At 55.5% G+C, this 19145-nt stretch carries 21 protein-coding genes and 1 tRNA gene; 21 read left to right on the forward strand and 1 reads right to left on the reverse strand.

The window, feature by feature from the left end; translation table 11 throughout:
* Positions 1-7: 7 nt before the first annotated feature.
* A complete protein-coding gene (locus BLT77_RS17815) occupies positions 8-1027 on the forward strand; it encodes a hypothetical protein (RefSeq protein WP_143026677.1) in 1020 nt (339 codons plus the stop codon).
* Here BLT77_RS17815 and BLT77_RS17820 read toward each other — a convergent pair.
* Positions 1021-1218, reverse strand: coding sequence for a hypothetical protein (locus BLT77_RS17820; protein WP_090367924.1), 198 nt, complete (start codon positions 1216-1218; stop codon positions 1021-1023). The genes BLT77_RS17815 and BLT77_RS17820 overlap by 7 nt on opposite strands.
* A 433-nt stretch (positions 1219-1651) precedes the next feature.
* On the opposite strand from BLT77_RS17820, the gene fliD reads away from it, so the two are divergent.
* The 20 genes from fliD (at position 1652) to BLT77_RS17920 (ending at position 19143) form a co-directional block, all read left to right on the forward strand.
* A complete protein-coding gene (gene fliD / locus BLT77_RS17825) occupies positions 1652-2995 on the forward strand; it encodes a flagellar filament capping protein FliD (RefSeq protein WP_245709988.1) in 1344 nt (447 codons plus the stop codon).
* An 11-nt stretch (positions 2996-3006) separates the two neighbouring features.
* Positions 3007-3387, forward strand: a complete 381-nt coding sequence (gene fliS, locus BLT77_RS17830) for a flagellar export chaperone FliS (RefSeq protein WP_090367930.1) — start codon at positions 3007-3009, stop codon at positions 3385-3387.
* Positions 3356-3682, forward strand: coding sequence for a hypothetical protein (locus BLT77_RS17835; RefSeq protein ID WP_090367932.1), 327 nt, complete (start codon positions 3356-3358; stop codon positions 3680-3682). The genes fliS and BLT77_RS17835 overlap by 32 nt, the downstream gene beginning before the upstream one ends.
* Positions 3663-4778 (forward strand): flagellar hook-length control protein FliK, encoded by a 1116-nt coding sequence (locus tag BLT77_RS17840; RefSeq protein ID WP_176819378.1) that lies wholly within the window; start codon positions 3663-3665, stop codon positions 4776-4778. Before BLT77_RS17835 ends, BLT77_RS17840 begins: the two co-directional genes overlap by 20 nt.
* A 23-nt stretch (positions 4779-4801) precedes the next feature.
* Positions 4802-5257 carry a flagellar basal body-associated FliL family protein gene (locus BLT77_RS17845; RefSeq protein ID WP_176819379.1) on the forward strand — a complete coding sequence of 152 codons (456 nt, stop codon included), beginning with the start codon at positions 4802-4804 and terminating at the stop codon, positions 5255-5257.
* A gap of 8 nt (positions 5258-5265) precedes the next feature.
* Complete coding sequence (locus tag BLT77_RS17850; protein ID WP_090367938.1) at positions 5266-5994, forward strand: RNA polymerase sigma factor FliA; 729 nt, start codon at positions 5266-5268, stop codon at positions 5992-5994.
* Positions 5991-6848 (forward strand): flagellar motor stator protein MotA, encoded by an 858-nt coding sequence (motA, locus tag BLT77_RS17855; RefSeq protein ID WP_090367940.1) that lies wholly within the window; start codon positions 5991-5993, stop codon positions 6846-6848. Before BLT77_RS17850 ends, motA begins: the two co-directional genes overlap by 4 nt.
* 20 nt (positions 6849-6868) lie before the next feature.
* Positions 6869-7822 carry a flagellar motor protein MotB gene (locus BLT77_RS17860; RefSeq protein ID WP_245709989.1) on the forward strand — a complete coding sequence of 318 codons (954 nt, stop codon included), beginning with the start codon at positions 6869-6871 and terminating at the stop codon, positions 7820-7822.
* On the forward strand, positions 7815-8144 hold the full coding sequence (locus BLT77_RS17865) for a hypothetical protein (protein ID WP_090367943.1): 330 nt from the start codon (positions 7815-7817) through the stop codon (positions 8142-8144). Before BLT77_RS17860 ends, BLT77_RS17865 begins: the two co-directional genes overlap by 8 nt.
* A gap of 585 nt (positions 8145-8729) precedes the next feature.
* Positions 8730-10085 carry a hypothetical protein gene (locus BLT77_RS17870; RefSeq protein ID WP_090367945.1) on the forward strand — a complete coding sequence of 452 codons (1356 nt, stop codon included), beginning with the start codon at positions 8730-8732 and terminating at the stop codon, positions 10083-10085.
* 20 nt (positions 10086-10105) lie between these two features.
* Positions 10106-10768: a TorF family putative porin gene (locus BLT77_RS17875; RefSeq protein ID WP_090367947.1), complete on the forward strand. Its 663-nt coding sequence runs from the start codon at positions 10106-10108 to the stop codon at positions 10766-10768.
* 697 nt (positions 10769-11465) lie between these two features.
* On the forward strand, positions 11466-13598 hold the full coding sequence (locus tag BLT77_RS17880; RefSeq protein ID WP_090367949.1) for a prolyl oligopeptidase family serine peptidase: 2133 nt from the start codon (positions 11466-11468) through the stop codon (positions 13596-13598).
* A 164-nt stretch (positions 13599-13762) separates the two neighbouring features.
* Positions 13763-14164, forward strand: a complete 402-nt coding sequence (gene ybgC / locus BLT77_RS17885; protein ID WP_090367951.1) for a tol-pal system-associated acyl-CoA thioesterase — start codon at positions 13763-13765, stop codon at positions 14162-14164.
* Complete coding sequence (tolQ, locus tag BLT77_RS17890) at positions 14154-14840, forward strand: protein TolQ (RefSeq protein ID WP_090367953.1); 687 nt, start codon at positions 14154-14156, stop codon at positions 14838-14840. The genes ybgC and tolQ overlap by 11 nt, the downstream gene beginning before the upstream one ends.
* Positions 14837-15271 (forward strand): protein TolR, encoded by a 435-nt coding sequence (tolR, locus tag BLT77_RS17895; RefSeq protein WP_090367955.1) that lies wholly within the window; start codon positions 14837-14839, stop codon positions 15269-15271. The genes tolQ and tolR overlap by 4 nt, the downstream gene beginning before the upstream one ends.
* On the forward strand, positions 15272-16189 hold the full coding sequence (gene tolA, locus BLT77_RS17900) for a cell envelope integrity protein TolA (RefSeq protein ID WP_090367957.1): 918 nt from the start codon (positions 15272-15274) through the stop codon (positions 16187-16189).
* A gap of 11 nt (positions 16190-16200) precedes the next feature.
* The gene (gene tolB / locus BLT77_RS17905) at positions 16201-17556 is read left to right on the forward strand and encodes a Tol-Pal system beta propeller repeat protein TolB (protein ID WP_090367967.1); all 1356 of its coding nucleotides are present in this window, start codon (positions 16201-16203) and stop codon (positions 17554-17556) included.
* Between the two features lie 32 nt (positions 17557-17588).
* Positions 17589-18122 carry a peptidoglycan-associated lipoprotein Pal gene (gene pal, locus BLT77_RS17910; RefSeq protein WP_028114972.1) on the forward strand — a complete coding sequence of 178 codons (534 nt, stop codon included), beginning with the start codon at positions 17589-17591 and terminating at the stop codon, positions 18120-18122.
* 16 nt (positions 18123-18138) lie between these two features.
* On the forward strand, positions 18139-18912 hold the full coding sequence (gene ybgF, locus BLT77_RS17915) for a tol-pal system protein YbgF (RefSeq protein ID WP_090367958.1): 774 nt from the start codon (positions 18139-18141) through the stop codon (positions 18910-18912).
* A 155-nt stretch (positions 18913-19067) separates the two neighbouring features.
* A tRNA-Lys gene (locus BLT77_RS17920) sits at positions 19068-19143 on the forward strand.
* Positions 19144-19145 lie beyond the last annotated feature (2 nt).

The following is a 19145-nucleotide window of genomic DNA, read 5'->3' on the forward strand; positions in this document are numbered from 1 at the left end:
GTAGACCATGCTTAGCCGGGTTTCTGACTCTTTACTTACCCCTGTCGGTTCACAGCAGCGGCCCGGACCGGCCTCGACGGTGGCCAGCAAAACCGACGGCGATCGGCGCCGGCCCACGCCGGCGACGCCACTGTCCCGGCACCGGTTGCGCTGTTATCAGCAGTGGGAGCGGGTGACCCGGGAGCATCAACAGGTGGTGTACGCCCAGATCGCCGAAGCCACACTAAGCCGGGTATGGCGGCTTGCCTGCCAGTTGCAGCGCCTGGTTGAACAAGGGGTGGCACATCAGCAACTGTCCCTGAGTCCGAAGATGCAGGCGCTGGCCGAGCGCCTGGCGCAGATTCCGGGCCAGTACCGCGGCCGGCCATTGCTGGATGTTCGAATGACATTGATTCCTCTTAATGGTGAACCTGCCCCGCGGCTGTGCCAACTGAAATCGGTGCCGCTGCTGGCGACCCGTCCCCGGGATGAACTGGTGGAGATGAAGCTGGGGGAGCAGTGGTTACAGATGATGCTGCCTGCCAGTGTCGCGACCGCGGAACTGGAATCGGTGGTTCGTCAGGCCCTGGCGCCTGAGGGAATCGAGCTCAGTGTCGAGCAGGGAGTGGCGCAACTCAGTGTGCCATCGACGCTGTGGAGGTCGTTGCAGGGCCAGGTAGCCATGCGTGGCCAGGGGCAGCGCCTGCCAGCGGGAGAGTTGCGACCGATACGGCTGCTGGAGCGGTTTCACTGGCAGGATCCACGAGGCTGGCGCTTCTCCTCCCTCGATGAGATGAAGCAGAGTTTACCGAAAATCCAGGGCGTGGTGGCGAAGCTGGCACGCCAGTTGACAATGACACAAGGGGTCCAGGCGCAGATGCAGCAGGCGCTGGAATCCTCCGACGGGGGCCTGGCGGAACACGAAGTTGAGTCGCAGCTGCAACGGCTGCAGAGTCTGCTGAATCCACGAGGGTTTCAGCAGCGGATTAAAAGCCTGATGGCTCAGGCAAACGCCAGTCGGAATCAGACCCAATCCCTGCTCTACTGAAACAGGCGCCTGAGTTCGCTGTATTCCTGCTCATCTACCATTCCCTGTTGATGCATCTGCTCCAGGTGCGCCAGAAACCCGGACAGGTCTCGCGGCGTCGCCATCGACTCTGATGGTCGGCCACTACAGGTAAAAGCAAAAGCCAGGCCCGCAATCAGGGCGGCAATACCCAGAAACTGAATCAGTGCCATGGAGATATCCTGCTGATGAAATTTTGCTCATTGTCGCAATTGCCTTGAGCGTTTTCAAGAATAAAATCTCTTTAATTTCAAATATTAAGCTCCGATATGGCGATCGGGTGCGATCGTGGTTTTGATCCGATGAGATCGTGGTTGATCGGGGAGAAACCCTGATCCGATCCGATCAGCGGCGCTGCTGATTTTGGTGGTGGCGCCGATGGACACAGGTTTAAGTTTCCGGGCCGTCAGGTCGCTGTTGGGCAGTAGGGCCAAAGAGAGTGAGGTGGGCGGAAGTGCGATTTCCCCAGCATCGGAAACAACACCGCCACAGGACACTCTGCTTCCTCCCTTTTCTAAGTAACTTGTTGATTAAAAGTGAAAATAATTAATGGCACGATTCTAGCAATAGTCTTGTGTTCAATGAGGAGAAACCATGATTTCAGGAATGTCAGCAGTGCAATGGGCCGAGCAGTTAACGGCCGTTGAAAGAGCGGGGAAGGACCAGCTCTATTCCACTCGACAAACTCAGTTCGATAGCCAGTTGGACGCATACAAATTGCTGGAATCTTCTCTGGATAAAATGACGGCCGATCTGGAGGCCCTCGGTGACGATGCTTTTAACGCCAAGTCCGGCAGCATCAGTGATGAGTCCATCGCCAAGGTCACCATTGGTCCTGATGCACCCGCCGGCAACTATAAACTTGAGGTCTCACAACTGGCTCAGGCCAGCCAGGTGACCGCCAGCTTTGCCAGTGAAGATGCGCTGTTGCCTACCTCCGGCGTGTTCGAAATCGATGTTAATGGTGACAAGTTGACTATCGATTTCGCCACTATGAATGCCGGTGGTACCGCCACAGTGGAAGGCCTGCGCGACTACATCAACAAGAATGCGGCCGACATGGGTGTCCAGGCGTCGTTGATGCGCAAAGGCGACGGCACCGTGGAGTTGCTGTTGACCTCGACCGAGACCGGTGCCGCAAACCAGATCGCCGTGACCCAGGACGATAACGCCTTTGGCTTTACCGATCTGGTGGTGGGGCAGGACGCTAAATTCAAGCTGAATGGCATCGACATCACCAGCAGCACCAACTTTGTGGAAGACGTCATCGATGGCGTGTCTCTGGAGCTGATGGAGACCCATGAACCGGGTAAATCCAGCACCATCAGTGTCGACTATGACACCGAGTCCACCATGGATGCGGTTAAAGACTTTGTTAACTCATACAACAAGTTAATGAGTGAGATCACCGGGTTGACCCAGAGTCTGGGTAGCTCGGTGGGTGTGGAGTCCAGCATCGGTAACGACGATGAGGATTCAGATAAAGAGGACGAGAAGCAGATTGAAGAGGATCAGCTTGGTGTACTCAAAGGGGACGCCAGCCTTCGAATGCTCAAAGGGTCTCTGCAGAATGTGCTGTTCACGGCTTCAGACAATGGCATGCGTCTGAGCGATGTCGGCATCGAACTGGATCGCAACGGTAAGCTGACCATCGACGATGACAAGTTGGAGAAGGCGCTGAAGAGTGACTCTGCGTCGGTGGAGAAGATGTTCACCTCGGACAACGGTTATCTGAACCGATTGGATGAAGTGATGGATCCTTTTACCAAGCGTGATGGCTTTATCGACATGAAAAAAGACAACATCGATTCTCGAATCGAGCGTCTAGAGGACGACATTGCCAGTCATAACTATCGCATGCAGCAGACCTATGAGCGCTACCTCGCCCAGTTTACCGCCATGGAAGGTTACATCAGCTCCATGAGCAACTCAGCCGGATTGTTTTACTAACGGATAAACCAATGTTACACGACCAAGATCCCTTTAACGCCTATAAGCAAACCTCGCTCAATGCCAGGGCCGCCGCCGCCAACCAGCATGAGATGGTGCGAATGTTACTGGATGGCCTGATGGATGAGCTTGCTCGCTCCCAGGGGCACATCGACGCCAAGCAGTATGAAAAAAAGGGCAACAGCATTCAGCGCTGCATCAATATTGTTCACGGTCTGGATAGCATGCTGGATCTGGAAAATGGCGGTGAAGTGGCGCAGAACCTGCACCAGCTGTACGACTATTGCAGCCGGCAGTTGATGTCCACAAGCATGAAGAATGACAGCCAGATGTTAGACCCCGTAGTAAAGGTAATCTCCGATGTCCGAGAAGGTTGGCAAAATCTCAACTGAGCAGTGGGCCCGCTTTGGCAAGGCCTTGCAGCAGTTTGCGGCCCAGCAGGATTGGGCCCGGGTGGCCCAGATTGACAGCAAGCTACAGACGTTGCTGATTCAGGAAGGCAAGCCACAGAATGATGAGCAGCTGGCGGCCCGCAAGGCGTTGGCAAAGGTTCACCGGGACGTGCTGTCTCAATTGATCGGTGCTCGCGACCAGCTGGCCGATGAGATGGGGCAATTTCAATTACAGCGGGAAGGCGCATTGGCCTACCGACATACGGAGCTCAGCGGTGAACGCATTTCCAATTAACCTGTTTGGTGCGGGGGCGGCAACCGACACTGGCGGTATTAGCGCCAACCCGCTGGGGCAGCCAATGGCCGCCTCGACGTCACCTTACTCGGCGGTGGCCAGTGAACTGGTACTGCCGATGACCACCGAGTTCGCTCCCGTGGATGTGATATCCCAAGAGGGCGACGCTGAGTTGTTGCTCGTTGAGGCTGAGGCTTCGGCCAAGTTCGATTTGCCGGTTTCCATGGCCGATTCCGAGGAGCTCCCTGAGCTTGAGCCTGATTTGGCGCAAGCGCCGGTGGTAACCCGTCCCGAATTGGCTGACACGGTTACCGCTGCAGTGGTGCCCGCCACCGGCTTGCTGCTGTCAGGTCACTCCGAAGTGGGGGATGATCTGCCGGTGACAAGGCTGGCGACCGCCCCGTTGGTAACGGCAGCCCCGGCCAGTGAGGCCACCGTTGCCACCTCTTCGCACCCGGCGGCTCTGCTGGCACCGGCGGACAAAGCAGGGATGACCCTGGCGGCACCGCCGGGCGTGACCACCGCCATGGCGGCGACGGCTGTACCGGTGACTGTGATTCCTGAGCAGCTGGAAGCACGGGCTCAGTTGGCGGCGGCGCACAGTAAAACCGTGCCGGCTGCGGTGATGGATGCCGGGGGAGTCAGCGTGGTAACGACCCAGTCTGCGGTCAGTGTGTGGGGGCCGATGACGGTGCCCAAGGCCGGAGACCAGGCATCCCTGGCACGAGAGATGCTGGCGCCGCTGGGGGATCAGATTCGCTTCAATCTGGAGCAGGGGATAAAGCGGGCAGAGGTGCGGTTGGACCCGCCGGATCTGGGACGAATCGAGTTGACCATTCGCCAGGAGGGGGATCGGATTTCGGTTCAGCTCCAGGCCGCCAATCCGCAGGTTCGGGAGGCTCTGGCTAACGGGGCTGAACGTCTTCGTCAGGAGATGATGCAGCAGTTCGACGGGCAGGTGGATGTGGACGTTGGTCAGCACCAGCCGGAGCAGCAGCAACACTCCCAGAGTTGGGACGAGCGCATACTGGCCGCGGAGCATCAGGAGATGAGCCGGTCAGAGGATGAACACGACATCATCGATATGTTGGCATAGAGAAAAGGGCACAGAAAATGGCAATGTCGACAGGAATCAAACGACTACTTCAGCTCAGCGTGCTGGTGGTGTGGTCCGGCGCCATGGTGATCTTCGGGGTCATCGGCATCGGTAACCCGGAAGACTTGGATCTTCCGTTCGGCCTCAGTGAGAAGGCGGCGGAGCCGGATAAGTTTTACCCCATGGACAAATTGGTGATTTCGCTGCCCGGTGAGCGCTACCCCCGCTACCTGTTGCTGGAGATGGCGCTGCAATCCCCCTCTGAAGGGATTGAGTCTATTCTGCTGCAGAGTGACCCCTTGCTGAGAAATACCATGATCAAGTTGATGGGCAGCAAGTCGGTGGAGCAGCTCAATGGCACCCATAACATGGAGCAGTTGCAGCAGGAGGCCAAACAGGCGCTGCAAGCCGTGTTAACCGAGCATGGTTTTGGCGTTCAACTGGACGCAGTCCTGTTTACCCGCCTGGTGGTTCAGTAGGAGGTTCGATGTTAGCTCAGGCTTGCAATTACGAGAGTGAGAGTCGCAGCGGCTCAGAATCGGAACAACTGAGTCAGTTTCTGCCTTTGGTGAAAAAGGCCGTCAATCAGTTGCGTAGCCATTGCGGCACCATGTTGGAAGTGCAGGACATGGAGCAGATCGGCATGATGGCCCTGCTCGATTCTTTGCGCCGCTACCCGGGTGAACTGGATGGCGGCTTCATTAATTTTGCCAGCAAGCGCATTCGCGGGGCGATTCTCGATGAGCTCAGGCGACTGGACTGGCGGCCGAGACCGGTGCGCCAGCAGGCCCATGAGTTTAATGACATCGTTCGCAAGCTCTCCAGAGAGCTGGGCCGCCCGCCCCGGGACAGCGAAGTGGCCGAGGCGATGGCACTGACACCGGAACAGCTCAGAGAGCGGCTGTACGCCAGTCAGGCGGAGTCGATGCAGAGTCTGGATGAGATGTTTCAGAGCGGCGTGGAACCGGATGCGGGGCAGGATGGCCAGAATCGCTTTATCGACAAACGCACTCTGGTGAAGGCGCTGGGCCAGTTGAAACAGAGAGAACAACTGGTGCTGGGCCTCTACTACCAACATGAGCTGAACCTGAAAGAGATTGCCCTGACCCTGGGGCTGACGGAGTCGAGGGTGTGCCAGTTGCATAAGCTGGCTGTCAGCCAGTTGCAACAAGTTCTGCAACAGTGGCAAACCCCCGAGAAGAGACGACACGTATGAAAAAAATGTTAGGTTTTATTGGTTTGCTGCTGGCGGTCTTCGGCGGGTATGCCTCCCACGGCGGTTACCTGTCCAACCTGTGGCAACCATCGGAGATGGTGATTATTTTTGGCGCCGGTATTGGCGCGCTGTTCATTGCCAACCCCATCGATGTCATCAAGGATATGTGGCAGCAGTTGAAAGACCTGTGGGCCAATGAGTCCGAGGATCCCGAGCTATACCCGCAGGTATTTGGCCTGATGCATGTGCTGCTCAGCCAGCTGCAGTCCCAGGGGATGAAGGTGCTGGATGAGCACATCGAAAACCCCAATGAGAGTTCGATGTTTTTGATGTATCCGGCGGTGCTGAAGCAGAAGGAGTTGCTGCAGTTCATGGTGGATAACCTGCGGATGCAGTCGATGGCCAAGGTGGCCCCACACGATCTGGAGTCGCTTCTCGATGAAGAGATTGAACGTATCCACGATGATCACCTTCGGCCTTCCGAGGCGTTGTCAAAGGTGGCCGAGGCGATGCCGGGATTCGGTATCCTGGCGGCGGTGATGGGCATCATCATCACCATGGGCAGCATCGACGGACCGCTGACCATGATCGGGGTCAAAGTGGCCGCCGCCCTGGTGGGGACCTTTATCGGTATCTTCGCCTGTTACTGCATGTTCGACCCGCTGGCCACCGCTCTGGAGCATTTGGTGGACAGGAATACCGCTCGACTCAGGTGCATGGCCGCCATTCTGGTGATGCACGCCAAAGGGAAGCCACCTCTGTTGGCCATCGATGCCGGACGGCGTCAGATTCAACAAGAGAATCGACCCAGTTTTATCGAGGTTGAACGTTGGCTTGAGGCACAACAACTTTGATGCAGCAAGGAAAGTCGCCAGTGATCGTTAAAAAGGGTAAGAAACGGAAACACGGAGGCAGCCACGGCGGTGCATGGAAGGTCGCGTTCGCCGACTTCACCCTGGCGATGATGTGCTTTTTCATGGTGATGTGGCTGATGCAAATCGCCGATCAGCAGGAGCGCAAAGCCATTGTGCAGCAGCTTAACGGCCCGCCGATTGAACAGGGCGCCAACCCCCTGGCCACCAGTGTCAACAGCTCCATCATCGACTTTGAGGGCAGACCCAGTGTCGATAAGGCGGCGGTGCCCGCCACCGGAACAGGCCCTGAGCAGGCCGGGGTGGCGATGTTCAATAACATTCCCGAAGGTGAGGTGGACTCGCTGGCCGGCAAGGGCGATGAACTTAACGCCATGGTACCGGGTAGCAGTGACACCCAGATTCAGCTGCAGACCCTGGCTCAGAAAGTGCGTGACGTGACCCAGAACAGCGAAATTGCCAAACACGTGGACTTCGATATGACGCCGCAGGGGCTGCGAATCGTGATTCAGGACTCGTCGGATCAATTTATGTTTAAGCGCGGCCGTAATCAGATGGAGCCCTATTTTGAAGACCTGATGCTGTCGCTGGCCGAGATTCTGACACCGGTGAAAAATCGCTTTATTGTCAGCGGTCACACCGATTCGGCACCGTTTGCCGGTAATCGTAAGACCAACTGGGAGTTATCGTCGATGCGGGCTTTGGAGGCGCGCCGGGCGTTGGTGATCGGTGGTGTGGATGCCGGACGGGTGCTGCAGGTCGCCGGCTATGCCGACCAGATGCTGTTCGATGAAGCGGATCCCATGGCGGCCCGGAATCGACGCATCGAACTGTTTATTCTCAGTGACGAGGGGGAGCAGACCCTGTTCGACCAGCATGGCCTGAGTGGCCAACAGATGCAGCAGGCCCGTTCCCGAGCCGAGTCCAACAGATCCAGGTTGAGATACAATGACTGATTCTCCTCAAACTCAAAATGGCAAATCGACTCAGCAAGGACCGGCTTTTGTCCGCAATGGCCCGGATCGGCTGCAGAAGGTTTTCCTGTACCTGATTCTGGTTAACTGGCTGGTGGCCGGCTTGCTGCTGATGAAAATCGACAGCTTAAGTTTTCTGGCCGGCACCCTGGCCGGCGCCGGCATTATTCTATTGCAGTTTTTTCTGTTAAAACTGAGTTTAATGCGGGCCCGGCGGGCCGGCGATGGTTACCTGCTGTACCCGGTAACTGCCAGTACCCTGCTGATTGTGTTGCTGTTGATAGGCTTCTTTTTCTTCTACTGATCCACTCCGGTGGCCGGTATGCTTGACTCGCGCCGGCCATTACTCTCCTGTTACTGCAGACCATGTTGTTCGGCCCCCTTAATCCGTCGCCATCGCAGGTCGTGGTGTCATCCTGTTTATTCGCCTCTCTGCTATCTTTGTGCTCGATATCGGTTTTGAACCGTTTTTTAGTCTTGGAGTGGCGTAACCGCTTTTAATGGGTGAAACTTTTGTTCATGAGTGTCAAGGAGGTGTTGGCAGGGTCTCAATTTTGGTTCAGATTATGATTTACCGGGGTTGGTTTCGGAATATGGGAAACGCTTTTCCCGCCAATTTAATATTCGGAATAAGGTAACAGTTTTAATATTTGAATATCCGCGTGTGTGATTACTATCACGGTTGATGTCGATGATGGAGCGCCACAATACAGTTGAATTATTTGATTGGTAATTCAAAGTTGCTTGAAAACATCAGTCATGAATTCGAGACGTAATATTTTCGAACAGTGATTTGATAAGAGTAATATAACTGTATTTATTGCTGAGAACTTTGGTTTTAATGCCGGTCATTAAGCCAGGGCATCGCTGCAATACAAAGGAAATGATGATGAAAACGAACAACCCGCTGGTTTGTCTGGCTGTTGTTGCTGCCCTGTTCAGTGCCACAACGCTGGCTCAGGACAATTGCGTCAATTGCCATAAGAACGCCAAACTGCTGCAAAAAATGATTGAAAAGAAACAACTGCCTACCGGTGACCTGGACGCGGGGCAACGGGCAGCCCAGCTTCAGGTGAGCGTCGATGCCATGGCCAGCCACAGTGCGCTTGACTGCAGCGATTGCCACCAGGCCGATGGCAATAAGGCCAAATCCTGGCACCCGGCCATTCAGGCTGACCCCACCGCCGATGGCGGTTCGGTGTGCAGCGACTGCCATGGTGAGGAGATGGTGACCAACTTCCGTCACTCTCTGCACTATACCGTCAACGGCGTCACCAAGGGGTTGGTGGAGCGCCTGGCGCAGACCCCGGATGCGCAGGAGATATTCGACGAGATGCATCATTATCCGGAGGAGGGCTGCAACAGTTGCCACGCCACCTGCGGACAGTGTCACGTGAGCCAGCCTGACTTCGCCGGCGGTGGTTTGTTAAATAAACACGAATTTATTAAGCAGCCGGAAACTGAAAAAACCTGCGAAACTTGCCATTACGAAAATGCCGAAACTCACAGAGAGGTCGACGCCCACGTAACGAAACACAATATGACCTGCCTGGATTGCCACTCCGATGTACAGGAGTTCCATGGTCGGGATATTAAAGACATTCCCGAGGGACGTTTATATAACGAAGGGCCAAACGGAACCAAGACAGGACCTTATGAACAGACCCAAAAACGGGATGTAATTAAAGTTAAGTGTGAAGATTGCCACCAGGATAAAGTGGCCGATCACACCGAATTGTTGACTGGCAAAGCGGCATTAATCAACCACAACGAGAAACTCAAGTGTACCGCCTGTCATACCCAACCCTATACCAACTGCTTCGGTTGCCATGAGGACGACACCGAGTCGGTCGGTACCTGGGAAACCCTTAAGCGCGTTGCTCAGGGTGCCCTGGGACAGGTGGGTGAGGATGAGAATATCAAACTGGGTTTGAGCGTGGCTGGCGACCCCCACAGCAAACTGGTTCCTCTGAGCCACTCTGCTGGTGCCAGCAAGGACAGTAAGGTCGTAGTGGATTTGAAGAATCCTGAAACCAAGTCCTACTGGGTTCCTTTTGCCGCTCACTTTGTTAGCAAAAATCCTCTGGCTACTGCGGAGGCGCGTGCTAGCAAGCGGATGTGCGAAAACTGCCATAACACTGATAACGACATCTTCCTCAAGGAGAGCGATGTGCAGCTGGGGGTACTGGATCCAGTATCGGAACAGCAGTGGATCGTGCCCAACTCCCGTCTGCCTAAGCATTAATTGAACCTGGAGTACTTATAATGAAAAAACTAACTGCAATTGCCCTGACTCTGGTCGCCTCTCAGGCACTGGCAGCCGAGGCGCCGGTGTCGGCATCGGGCTACATGATGGGATTGAGCAACTACCTGTGGCGCGGGCAGAGCATCAGCCTGGATAACCCCTCGTTACAATCCGACTTTATGCTGGAGCATGAGTTGGGCCTCTATGGTGGCGTGTCCTACGAAACCTACCGCTATGAGGATGGCGGTGCCGAGATCAAGGATTATGAGATCGATTATTACGGTGGCTATTACCACATGTTCAATGACGATCTGGGCATGGGCCTCAGCGCCATGAAGTATACCTTTGGTGACGGTGGGGACACGCTGGAGTACACGGTATCCGTCGACTATCGCAGCCTGAGTGCGACGGTGAACTACGACGAAGATGTGGAAGCCTGGTACGGCGAGTTGAATTACTCCGTGGCGCTGTTTGCAGACAGCACCCTGGTGGTGCATGGTGGCTGGTTTACCGATGCCGAGAACTACGGCTACGGCGACGAGTCCAGCCCGGCGGACGAGTTCTACGATGTGGCGTTACGCTACGACTACCCCTTCTGGGATAAATTCAGCCTGCTGCTGGAGGCCAGCTACCACGAGTATGAGGATGATCACTATATGATCGGTGTGGCCTACTGGTTGTAAGGCACGAGTTAAGATTCAGTCTGATCCTCAGCTGAGTCAAAGCCCCGGGTTTGGCCGGGGCTTTTTTCTGTCTGCGGTTTATGGAGCGCCGGCCTGAAGTTGGGTGGACTCCGCCGGTAATGGCGACCGCCGTTGGCCGTTACGGTTTGGGAGGGGGCCGGTATGGACTGCCTACAAAACGGGACGGTGGTGGTTAATCGCTATCGTGATTGAGCAACGTCTGTCGGCCAAGGTGCTGCAATAGCCTGAATGACAGGCAAAAAAAAGCCCGCTGAAATTCAGCGGGCAGAATAGCAATCAACAAAAAAGAAGGAAGTTAAGCAAAAGAACCTTATTCCTGGGTTGACCTTGCTTAGGTGTCACCCCAGTAGGAAATCGTTGACTCGGAGAGTCGTTATCTCCTCAATGACCGCTATTCTATGGCAACCCTTTCCCTTGGGACAACCAAGAAAAATTGCTTTTTTGCATTAGTTTTTCTCATTTAACTTTGGTGCTGTTTCGGTCGTAGGGAGGGCCGGAATTGAACTTGAATGGCCGGACACTAAGGGATGCGGGCACAGTTCGTGGCAAAGTGGGCGCTGGGTCACATAGGTTTATGTGTGTAAGCAAAAATAATATTGAAAACGATCGCTCTTGGCTGAAATCCAACGGCTGGTTATAGTGACCCGGTCTACAAAATCATAATAAAGGAATAACAATGCGCATTTTGGCATTTTCTATGCTGGCCGCGTCCCTGTTGACCGGGTGCCAGTCGATGGATAAGGAGCAGCACAGTGCTGCACCCCAAACCGCCCGCAGTACGGTGTCCGAGAGCCTTCATGGTACCCAGGTGGCTGACCCCTACCGTTGGCTGGAAGACCTGGACAGCGTCGAGACCGCGGAGTGGGTAAAACGTCAGCAGAGTTATGGCGATCAATATCTGACCCAGATCCCAAATCGCACCGTGATTGAGGATCGCATCACCCAGTTGTGGAATTACGAGAAACTCAGCCCGCCGGAAGTCAAAGGCGACAATCAGTTTTTCTATCGCAATGACGGCCTTCAGAGCCAGTCGGTGTTGTACCGAGCGGACAAGCGCGGCAACCATGCCAAGGTGTTGCTGGACCCTAACGGCTTTTCCGCCGATGGCACCATCGCCTTGTCCGGTGTCAGCATCAGTGACCAGGGGCAGTGGCTGGCCTATGGCACCTCACAGTCCGGTTCCGACTGGCAGCAGTGGCAGTTCATCAATATCGCCACCGGTGAGGCGCTGACCGATAAGCTGGAGTGGATTAAATTCTCCTCCGCTACCTGGGACAAACAGGGCGAGGGGGTCTGGTATTCCCGTTATGACGCCCCGGCGGCCGGCGACAACAAGATGGAGCAGGCCAACTACTTCCAGAAGGTGTATTACCACAAGCTGGGCACCCCCCAGTCTGAGGACACCCTGGTGTACCACCGCCCGGATCAGAAAGACTGGGGCTTTGGTACCGAACTGTCTGACGACGGTAAGTACTTGCTTATCTCCGTGTCTCAGGGAACCGATCCCCGCAACCGTTTCTTCTATCAGGAGTTGGCGACCGGCAATACCGTTGAACTGATGTCAGAGCTGGAAGCCGAGTACCTGTTCCTGGGCAACGACGGCGATACCTTCTACTTCAAGACCGATTACCAGGCTCCGAAAGGCCGCATCATCGCAGTCGACCTGAACAAGCCGCAGAAAGCCAACTGGCGCGAGTTGGTGGCCGAGACCGATAACACCATCTACACCGCGGCCATCATCAACAACCGCTTTGTGGTCAGCTATTTGAAAGATGTGTTGGCCGAGGTGCAGGTGTATGGCCTCAAGGGCAAGCTGCAGCAGACCCTGGCACTGCCCGGAGCCGGCCGGGTGGTCGGCATCAGTGGCGGTCGTAATGATCAGCAGATGTATTTCCTGTTCAACTCCTACATCCATCCGACCGGTGTCTATCGCTACGATTTCAACGGCAGCGAAGTCAGCGCTTACAATATCCCGGATGTGGCGTTTAGCCCGGCCGACTATGTGTCTGAGCAGGTGTTCTACACCAGCAAGGATGGCACCCGGGTGCCGATGATCATCTCCTACAAGAAGGGCCTGAAGAAGGACGGCAACAATCCGACCCTGTTGTACGCCTACGGTGGTTTCAACATCTCCCTGACTCCGCGTTTCTCTCCGGCGACCATCGCCTGGCTGGACATGGGCGGGGTTTACGCGGTTCCCAACCTGCGTGGTGGGGCGGAGTATGGCGAAGCCTGGCACCAGGGCGGCATGAAGGAGAAGAAGCAGAATGTGTTTGACGATTACTACGCTGCGGCGGAGTATCTGATCGCCCAGAACTACACCAACAGCAGTAAGCTGGGGGCGTACGGGCGCAGTAACGGTGGCCTGCTGATGGGCGCGGCGCTGACTCAGCGTCCGGACCTGTTTGCGGCGGTGCTGCCGGCGGTTGGCGTGCTGGACATGCTGCGTTTCCAGAAATTCACCATCGGCTGGGCCTGGACCTCGGAATACGGCAGTGCCGATAATGCCGAGGATTTTGGCTACTTGCTGGCGTACTCGCCGCTGCACAATGTGGTGAAGCAGGCGTACCCGGCCACCATGGTGATGACCGCCGATCACGACGATCGGGTGGTGCCGTCGCACAGCTTTAAGTTTACCGCCGAGCTGCAGTATCAGCAGCAGGGCGACGCGCCTGTGATTGCCCGCATTGAAACCAAAGCGGGCCACGGCGCCGGTAAACCCACCGCCATGAAGATCGCCGAGTTCCGGGACATCTACGCCTTCCTGTGGCACAACTTCGGCTTGACGTTGCCTGAGCAGATTCAGTAACCGCTGCTCAGTAACTGTTCGATTGGGGAGGCTTGGCCTCCCTTTTTTGTTAACTGACGCAATTTGAAACTCAAACTTCGCATTTCTGGACTGCCATCACTTTGGGTCATGGGGTATAGTAGCCAGTCATTCCAACAGGTTTTAGACAGTGAACAGGAAGGGAAATGGCGTTTCGTTGGCCCATCAGAGTGTACTATTCGGATACTGATGCAGGCGGGGTGGTATACCACGCTAATTACCTGAACTTCTTCGAACACGCCCGGTCAGAGATGTTGCGCCAGCACGGCTTTGAGCAGGATCAGCTGATGGCTGAAGATATCCTGTTTGTGGTGCGTAACATGAACATCGATTTTGTTCGTCCGGCCCGGTTTAACCAACACCTGACTGTTGAGACCGAAATTGCCAAGATGGCCGGAGCCAGCATGGTGTTCAGCCAGACTCTGGTGGACGACGACGGACAGCGCTACTGCCAGGCCGACGTCAAGGTGGTTTGCATTAATGCCAGCGGCTTCACTCCGGTGGCGATCCCTTCGCATATTAAACAGGAGTTAACGGGTGTCAGCTGAAATTTCCTTTATCAATCTTTTTCTGGAAGCCAGCTTACTGGTAAAGCTGGTAATGCTGATGCTGTTGCTGTTGTCCATTACCGGCTGGGCCGTGATCATTCAGCGCCGCAACGTGCTGAACAGTGCCACCGCCAATGCCAAGAAATTTGAAGATCGCTTCTGGTCCGGTGTCGACCTGAGCCGCCTGTACCAAGAGCTGTCCTCCCGAGGCGATCGCAACACCGGCATGGAGTTGCTGTTCACCGCCGGGTTCAAGGAGTACATGCGCCTGAGCCAGACCGCCACCAGCGGTGGGGCCATCATGGATGGGTCTCAGCGTGCGATGCGGGTGGCCCTGTCCCGTGAGGTCGACAAGCTGGAGTCCAATTTGTCGTTGCTGGCCACCATCGGCTCCACCAGTCCCTACATCGGTCTGTTTGGTACCGTCTGGGGCATCATGAATGCCTTTATCGCCCTGGGCGCGGTACAAAACGCCACCCTGAACATGGTGGCTCCAGGGATTGCCGAAGCCTTGATTGCAACGGCCATGGGCCTGTTTGCGGCGATTCCTGCGGTGATCTTCTTTAACCGTTACTCCACCAAGGTGGAGAAGCTGGAAAACAGCTACATCAACTTCATCGAAGAGTTTTCCAGTATTCTGCATCGGCAGGCCTTCAGCGATAAGGAAGGGCGTTGATGCAAGGCTTCCAGCGCAAGCGGCGGCGTAAGGTTGCCGAAATCAATGTGGTGCCCTATATCGACGTGATGCTGGTGCTGCTGATCATCTTTATGGCCACCGCCCCCATTATCTCCCAGGGGGTCAAGGTGGATCTGCCCCAGGGCGAGGCGGAGCCGCTGAAGCGGGACTCCAAGCCGCCCCTGGTGGCGTCGATAACCGCCGAAGCGCAATATTTTCTCGATAACGGCAGTGTGCAGGACGATCGCCCGCTGATGCTCGATGAATTGGCGGCATTGGTGGCGGCAGAGCTACAGCTCGATCCCCAGCGGCCGGTAGTGGTCAAAGGGGATCGCCAGGTATCGTATGATGAAGTGATTCAACTGATGGTCAGCCTGCAGAAAGCCGGTGTGCCGTCGGTGGGATTGATGACCGAGAGTGCGGAGCAGTAGATGCAACAGAAACTGACCCTGCCGTTCATTATCTCCTTGCTGGCCCACGTGGGCCTGTTTGCCTTACTGGCGCTGAGTGTGAATTTTCAATCCAAGCCGAAGCCCCAACCCCAGGCCAGTGCACCGGTGGTGCAGGCGGTCGTCGTGGATCAGGCCCAGGTACAAAAACAGGTCGAGCGAATCAAGAAGGCCAAGGCGGATGCAGCGGCGGCAGAGCGACAACGGCAGAATGAGCTGGAGCGTAAGCGCAGAGCCGAGCAGGAAAAGCTGCGTCAGCTGGAGCGGGATCGCAAGAACAAAGAGCTGGAAATCAAGAAGGCCAATGAAGCGGCCAAGCAAGCCAGGCTGAAGCAGAAGAAAGAGCAGGAACAAGCCAAGAAGCTGGCGGATCAACGCAAGCGTGAGGAAGCGGCCAAGCAGAAGGCCGAGCAGGACCGCAAGGCCGCCGAAGACGCCGCTAAGAAGGCGGAGGCAGAACGCAAACGCAAAGCCGAGCAAGCGGAAGCCGAACGCAAGCGCAAAGAGCAGGAACGTAAGCAAAAAGAAGCCGAAGAAGCCGCCCGTCGTGCCCGTGAGAAGGAGTTGGCCGATCAACTGGCGGCCGAGCAGGCGCAGTTGTCGGCGGCACGCAACCAGCAGGTGTTGTCGGAGGTTCAGCGCTACGAAGTACTGATTCGCCAGACCATTCAGCGCAACCTGCGCACCAACACCAGCATGCGTGGTAAAGAGTGCCGAGTGAACATTAAACTGGCGCCCGATGGCTTTGTCATCTCCAGTAAGACCCTGGATGGCGACACCAGCGTCTGCCGGGCGACTCAGGCGGCCATTAACGCCGCTGGCAAGTTGCCGGTGTCGCCGGAAGCCGACGTCTACGCCAAGATGAAAGATATCAACCTAACGGTACAACCAGAGCAATAGTGAAAGGCCAGATGAGATTAAAACAACGAGTAATGATGGCGTGTTTGGCGCTGTTCACCCTGGTGGCGATGCCGGCCCGGGCCACGCTGGAAATTGTGATTACCGAAGGCATTGATGCGGCCCGGCCCGTTGCCGTGGTGCCCTTTGTCTGGGAAGGTCAGGGCGCGATGCCTGAGCAGATCGCCGACGTGGTCTCTTCCGACCTGCGTCGTTCCGGTACTTTTAACCCCATTGCCCAGGGGCTGATGCCCAGCCGTGTGGGCTCGGCTGCCGAGTTGAATCTCAAGGCCTGGATCGACACCGGCGCCGAAGCCGTGGTCGTTGGCAAGGTCAGCGAGTTTGGCCCGGATCAGTATCAGGTCAGTTTTGAGCTGGTGGATCTGGTGCGGGCACAGATGACCGGTGGTGACAGTCGAGGATTGCAGAACGGCAAGCTGGTTCAGACCCAGGATCATATCCTGGAAGGCCGCGATACTGTGATTCGGGGCAGCCAGTTCCGCCAGTATGGCCACCGCATCTCCGACTTGGTTTATGAAGCGCTGACCGGTATCAAAGGGGCGTTTTTGACCCGCATCAGCTACGTAACCGTGGACGACGCCGATGCATTCAAGTTTCAACTTCGGGTAGCCGACTATGATGGTTACAACGAAAAGGTGCTGTTGCGCTCCAAAGAGCCGCTGATGTCACCTTCGTGGTCGCCAGATGGCCGCAAGTTGGCCTACGTGTCGTTCGAGAAGAACCGCTCAGAGATCTACATTCAGGATCTCTATACTCAGCAGCGCCAGCGATTGACCAGCTTCGAGGGCATCAATGGTTCGCCGGCGTGGTCGCCGGATGGTAGACAGATGGCGATGAGTCTGTCAAAAGATGGTAACTCTGAGATCTACGTCATGGATTTGGCCAGCAAAGCGCTGAGGCGCATTACCAACCATTATGCCATCGACACCGAACCTAGCTGGCACCCGGATGGTAAATCGTTGATTTTCACGTCTGAACGGGGTGGTCGGCCGCAGATTTATCGCGTATATTTGGATACCGGAAGGATCCAGCGTTTGACCTTCCAGGGGGAATGGAACCTCGGTGGTTCCATTACACCGGATGGTCGTTACCTGGTGATGGTGAACCGGACCAACGGACGTTACCACATTGCTCGCATGGAGCTGACTAGCGGCTTTATGGATGTGTTGACCGAAACCTATCTGGATGAATCCCCGAGTGTTGCCCCTAACGGCACCATGATCATTTATGGGACGAGTCACAATGGCCGCCAGGTTCTGGCTGCCGTGTCGGTGGACGGCCGGTTTAAGGCGCGAATTCCGACTCAGGTAGGCAGTGTAAAAGCGCCTTCTTGGTCGCCTTATCTTTGATTGGAAAGAGATTATTTAAAAGGAAAACTCAGATGAAACTGAATAGCCTACTCAAAGGTATGCTGATTGCTGTACCGGCACTGGCGCTGACAGCGTGTTCCAGTACCTCTGATAGCGACAGCCAGTCCCAGACTGGTAACACTACCAATGAACAAGCCGTGGACAGCGGTGTACAGACTGGTGCCATTGAGCCAGTACTGACTCCTGCTGAGCAACAGCGCCTGAAGTATCAGGAACTGCGTAAAGAGCACATCCTGTACTTCGACTTCGATCGCAGCGACATCCAGGCTGAGTTCGGCGAACTGCTGGAAGCTCACGCAAACTACCTGATTGAAAACCCAGGTGTTAAAGTTCTGATTGAAGGCCATGCCGATGAGCGTGGTACCCCTGAGTACAACATCGCCCTGGGCGAGCGTCGTGCTAAAGCGGTATCCCGTTACCTGCAGGGCCTGGGCGTACTGTCCTCTCAAATCTCCATCGTATCTTACGGTGAAGAGAAGCCTCTGGACGGTTCCGCTACCGAAGCCGCTCACGCTAAGAACCGTCGCGCGGTACTGGTTTACTAATCGATACGGTTAACTTATGAAGAAAGCTGTTATTGCAACAGCTCTTCTATTCATGGGGGCGCAGCTTCAGGCTGCGCCCGCTCCCGTTATAGAAGCAGCTGAAAACCCCTCTCCGTCTCTTTCCGGCAACGATCTGAATTCCCGCGTTAGCCGCCTTGAGCGTCTGATGAAAGCACGCAACCAGGCTCAACTGCAGATGCAGCAGATGTTTGATCAGCTTCAGGCAGAAGTGTCTGAATTGCGTGGCCAAATTGAAAGCCAGCAGTATCAGGTTCAACAGATGGTCGAGCGCCAGCGTCAGTTGTATCAAGAGCTGAGCCGCATCGAGACCCAGTTGAAAAGCGGTGCTTCCCTACCTGCAGCGGGCACACCTGCCGCCGGTGGCGGTGCGACTGCAACAACACCGAACCTGTCCCTGTCTGAAGCCGAAGCCTATCAGCAGGCGGTGGATCTGGTGCTGAAGCAGCGTCGTTACGACGATGCCATTCCGGCTTTCCGTCAGTTTATCGAAAACTACCCTCAGTCTTCCTATACTGCTAACTCGCACTATTGGTTGGGGCAGTTGCTGTACAACAAGGGCGAACTGACTGAAGCCACCACGGCGTTTAATACCGTTGTTTCTCAGTATCCTGATTCCGCCAAGCGCGCCGACTCTTTGTTGAAGCTGGGACTGATCGCCGCCGAGAGCGGAGATAAGGCCGCCGCTAAGCAATATTTCAATCGCGTGGTGAAAGAATATGGCAACTCTAATGCCGCCAAATTGGCGAAAAAAGAGCTGTCAAAAGGCTAAGTTAGCTAATTTCACTGGCTGCAGAATCTCTTTTTTGACCGCTTAGTTGTTTTTGTGCGCAAAAGGCCAAAAAAGACAGATTTCCAGTTGCACGCCAAAGCGAAATTGGTATTATAGCCGCCCGTCGGATGAGGCATCTCAAACGGCAATCGAGTGGGTCGTTAGCTCAGCTGGTAGAGCAGTTGGCTTTTAACCAATTGGTCGAAGGTTCGAATCCTTCACGACCCACCACT

This window comes from Ferrimonas sediminum, assembly GCF_900100175.1.
Lineage (GTDB): Bacteria > Pseudomonadota > Gammaproteobacteria > Enterobacterales > Shewanellaceae > Ferrimonas > Ferrimonas sediminum.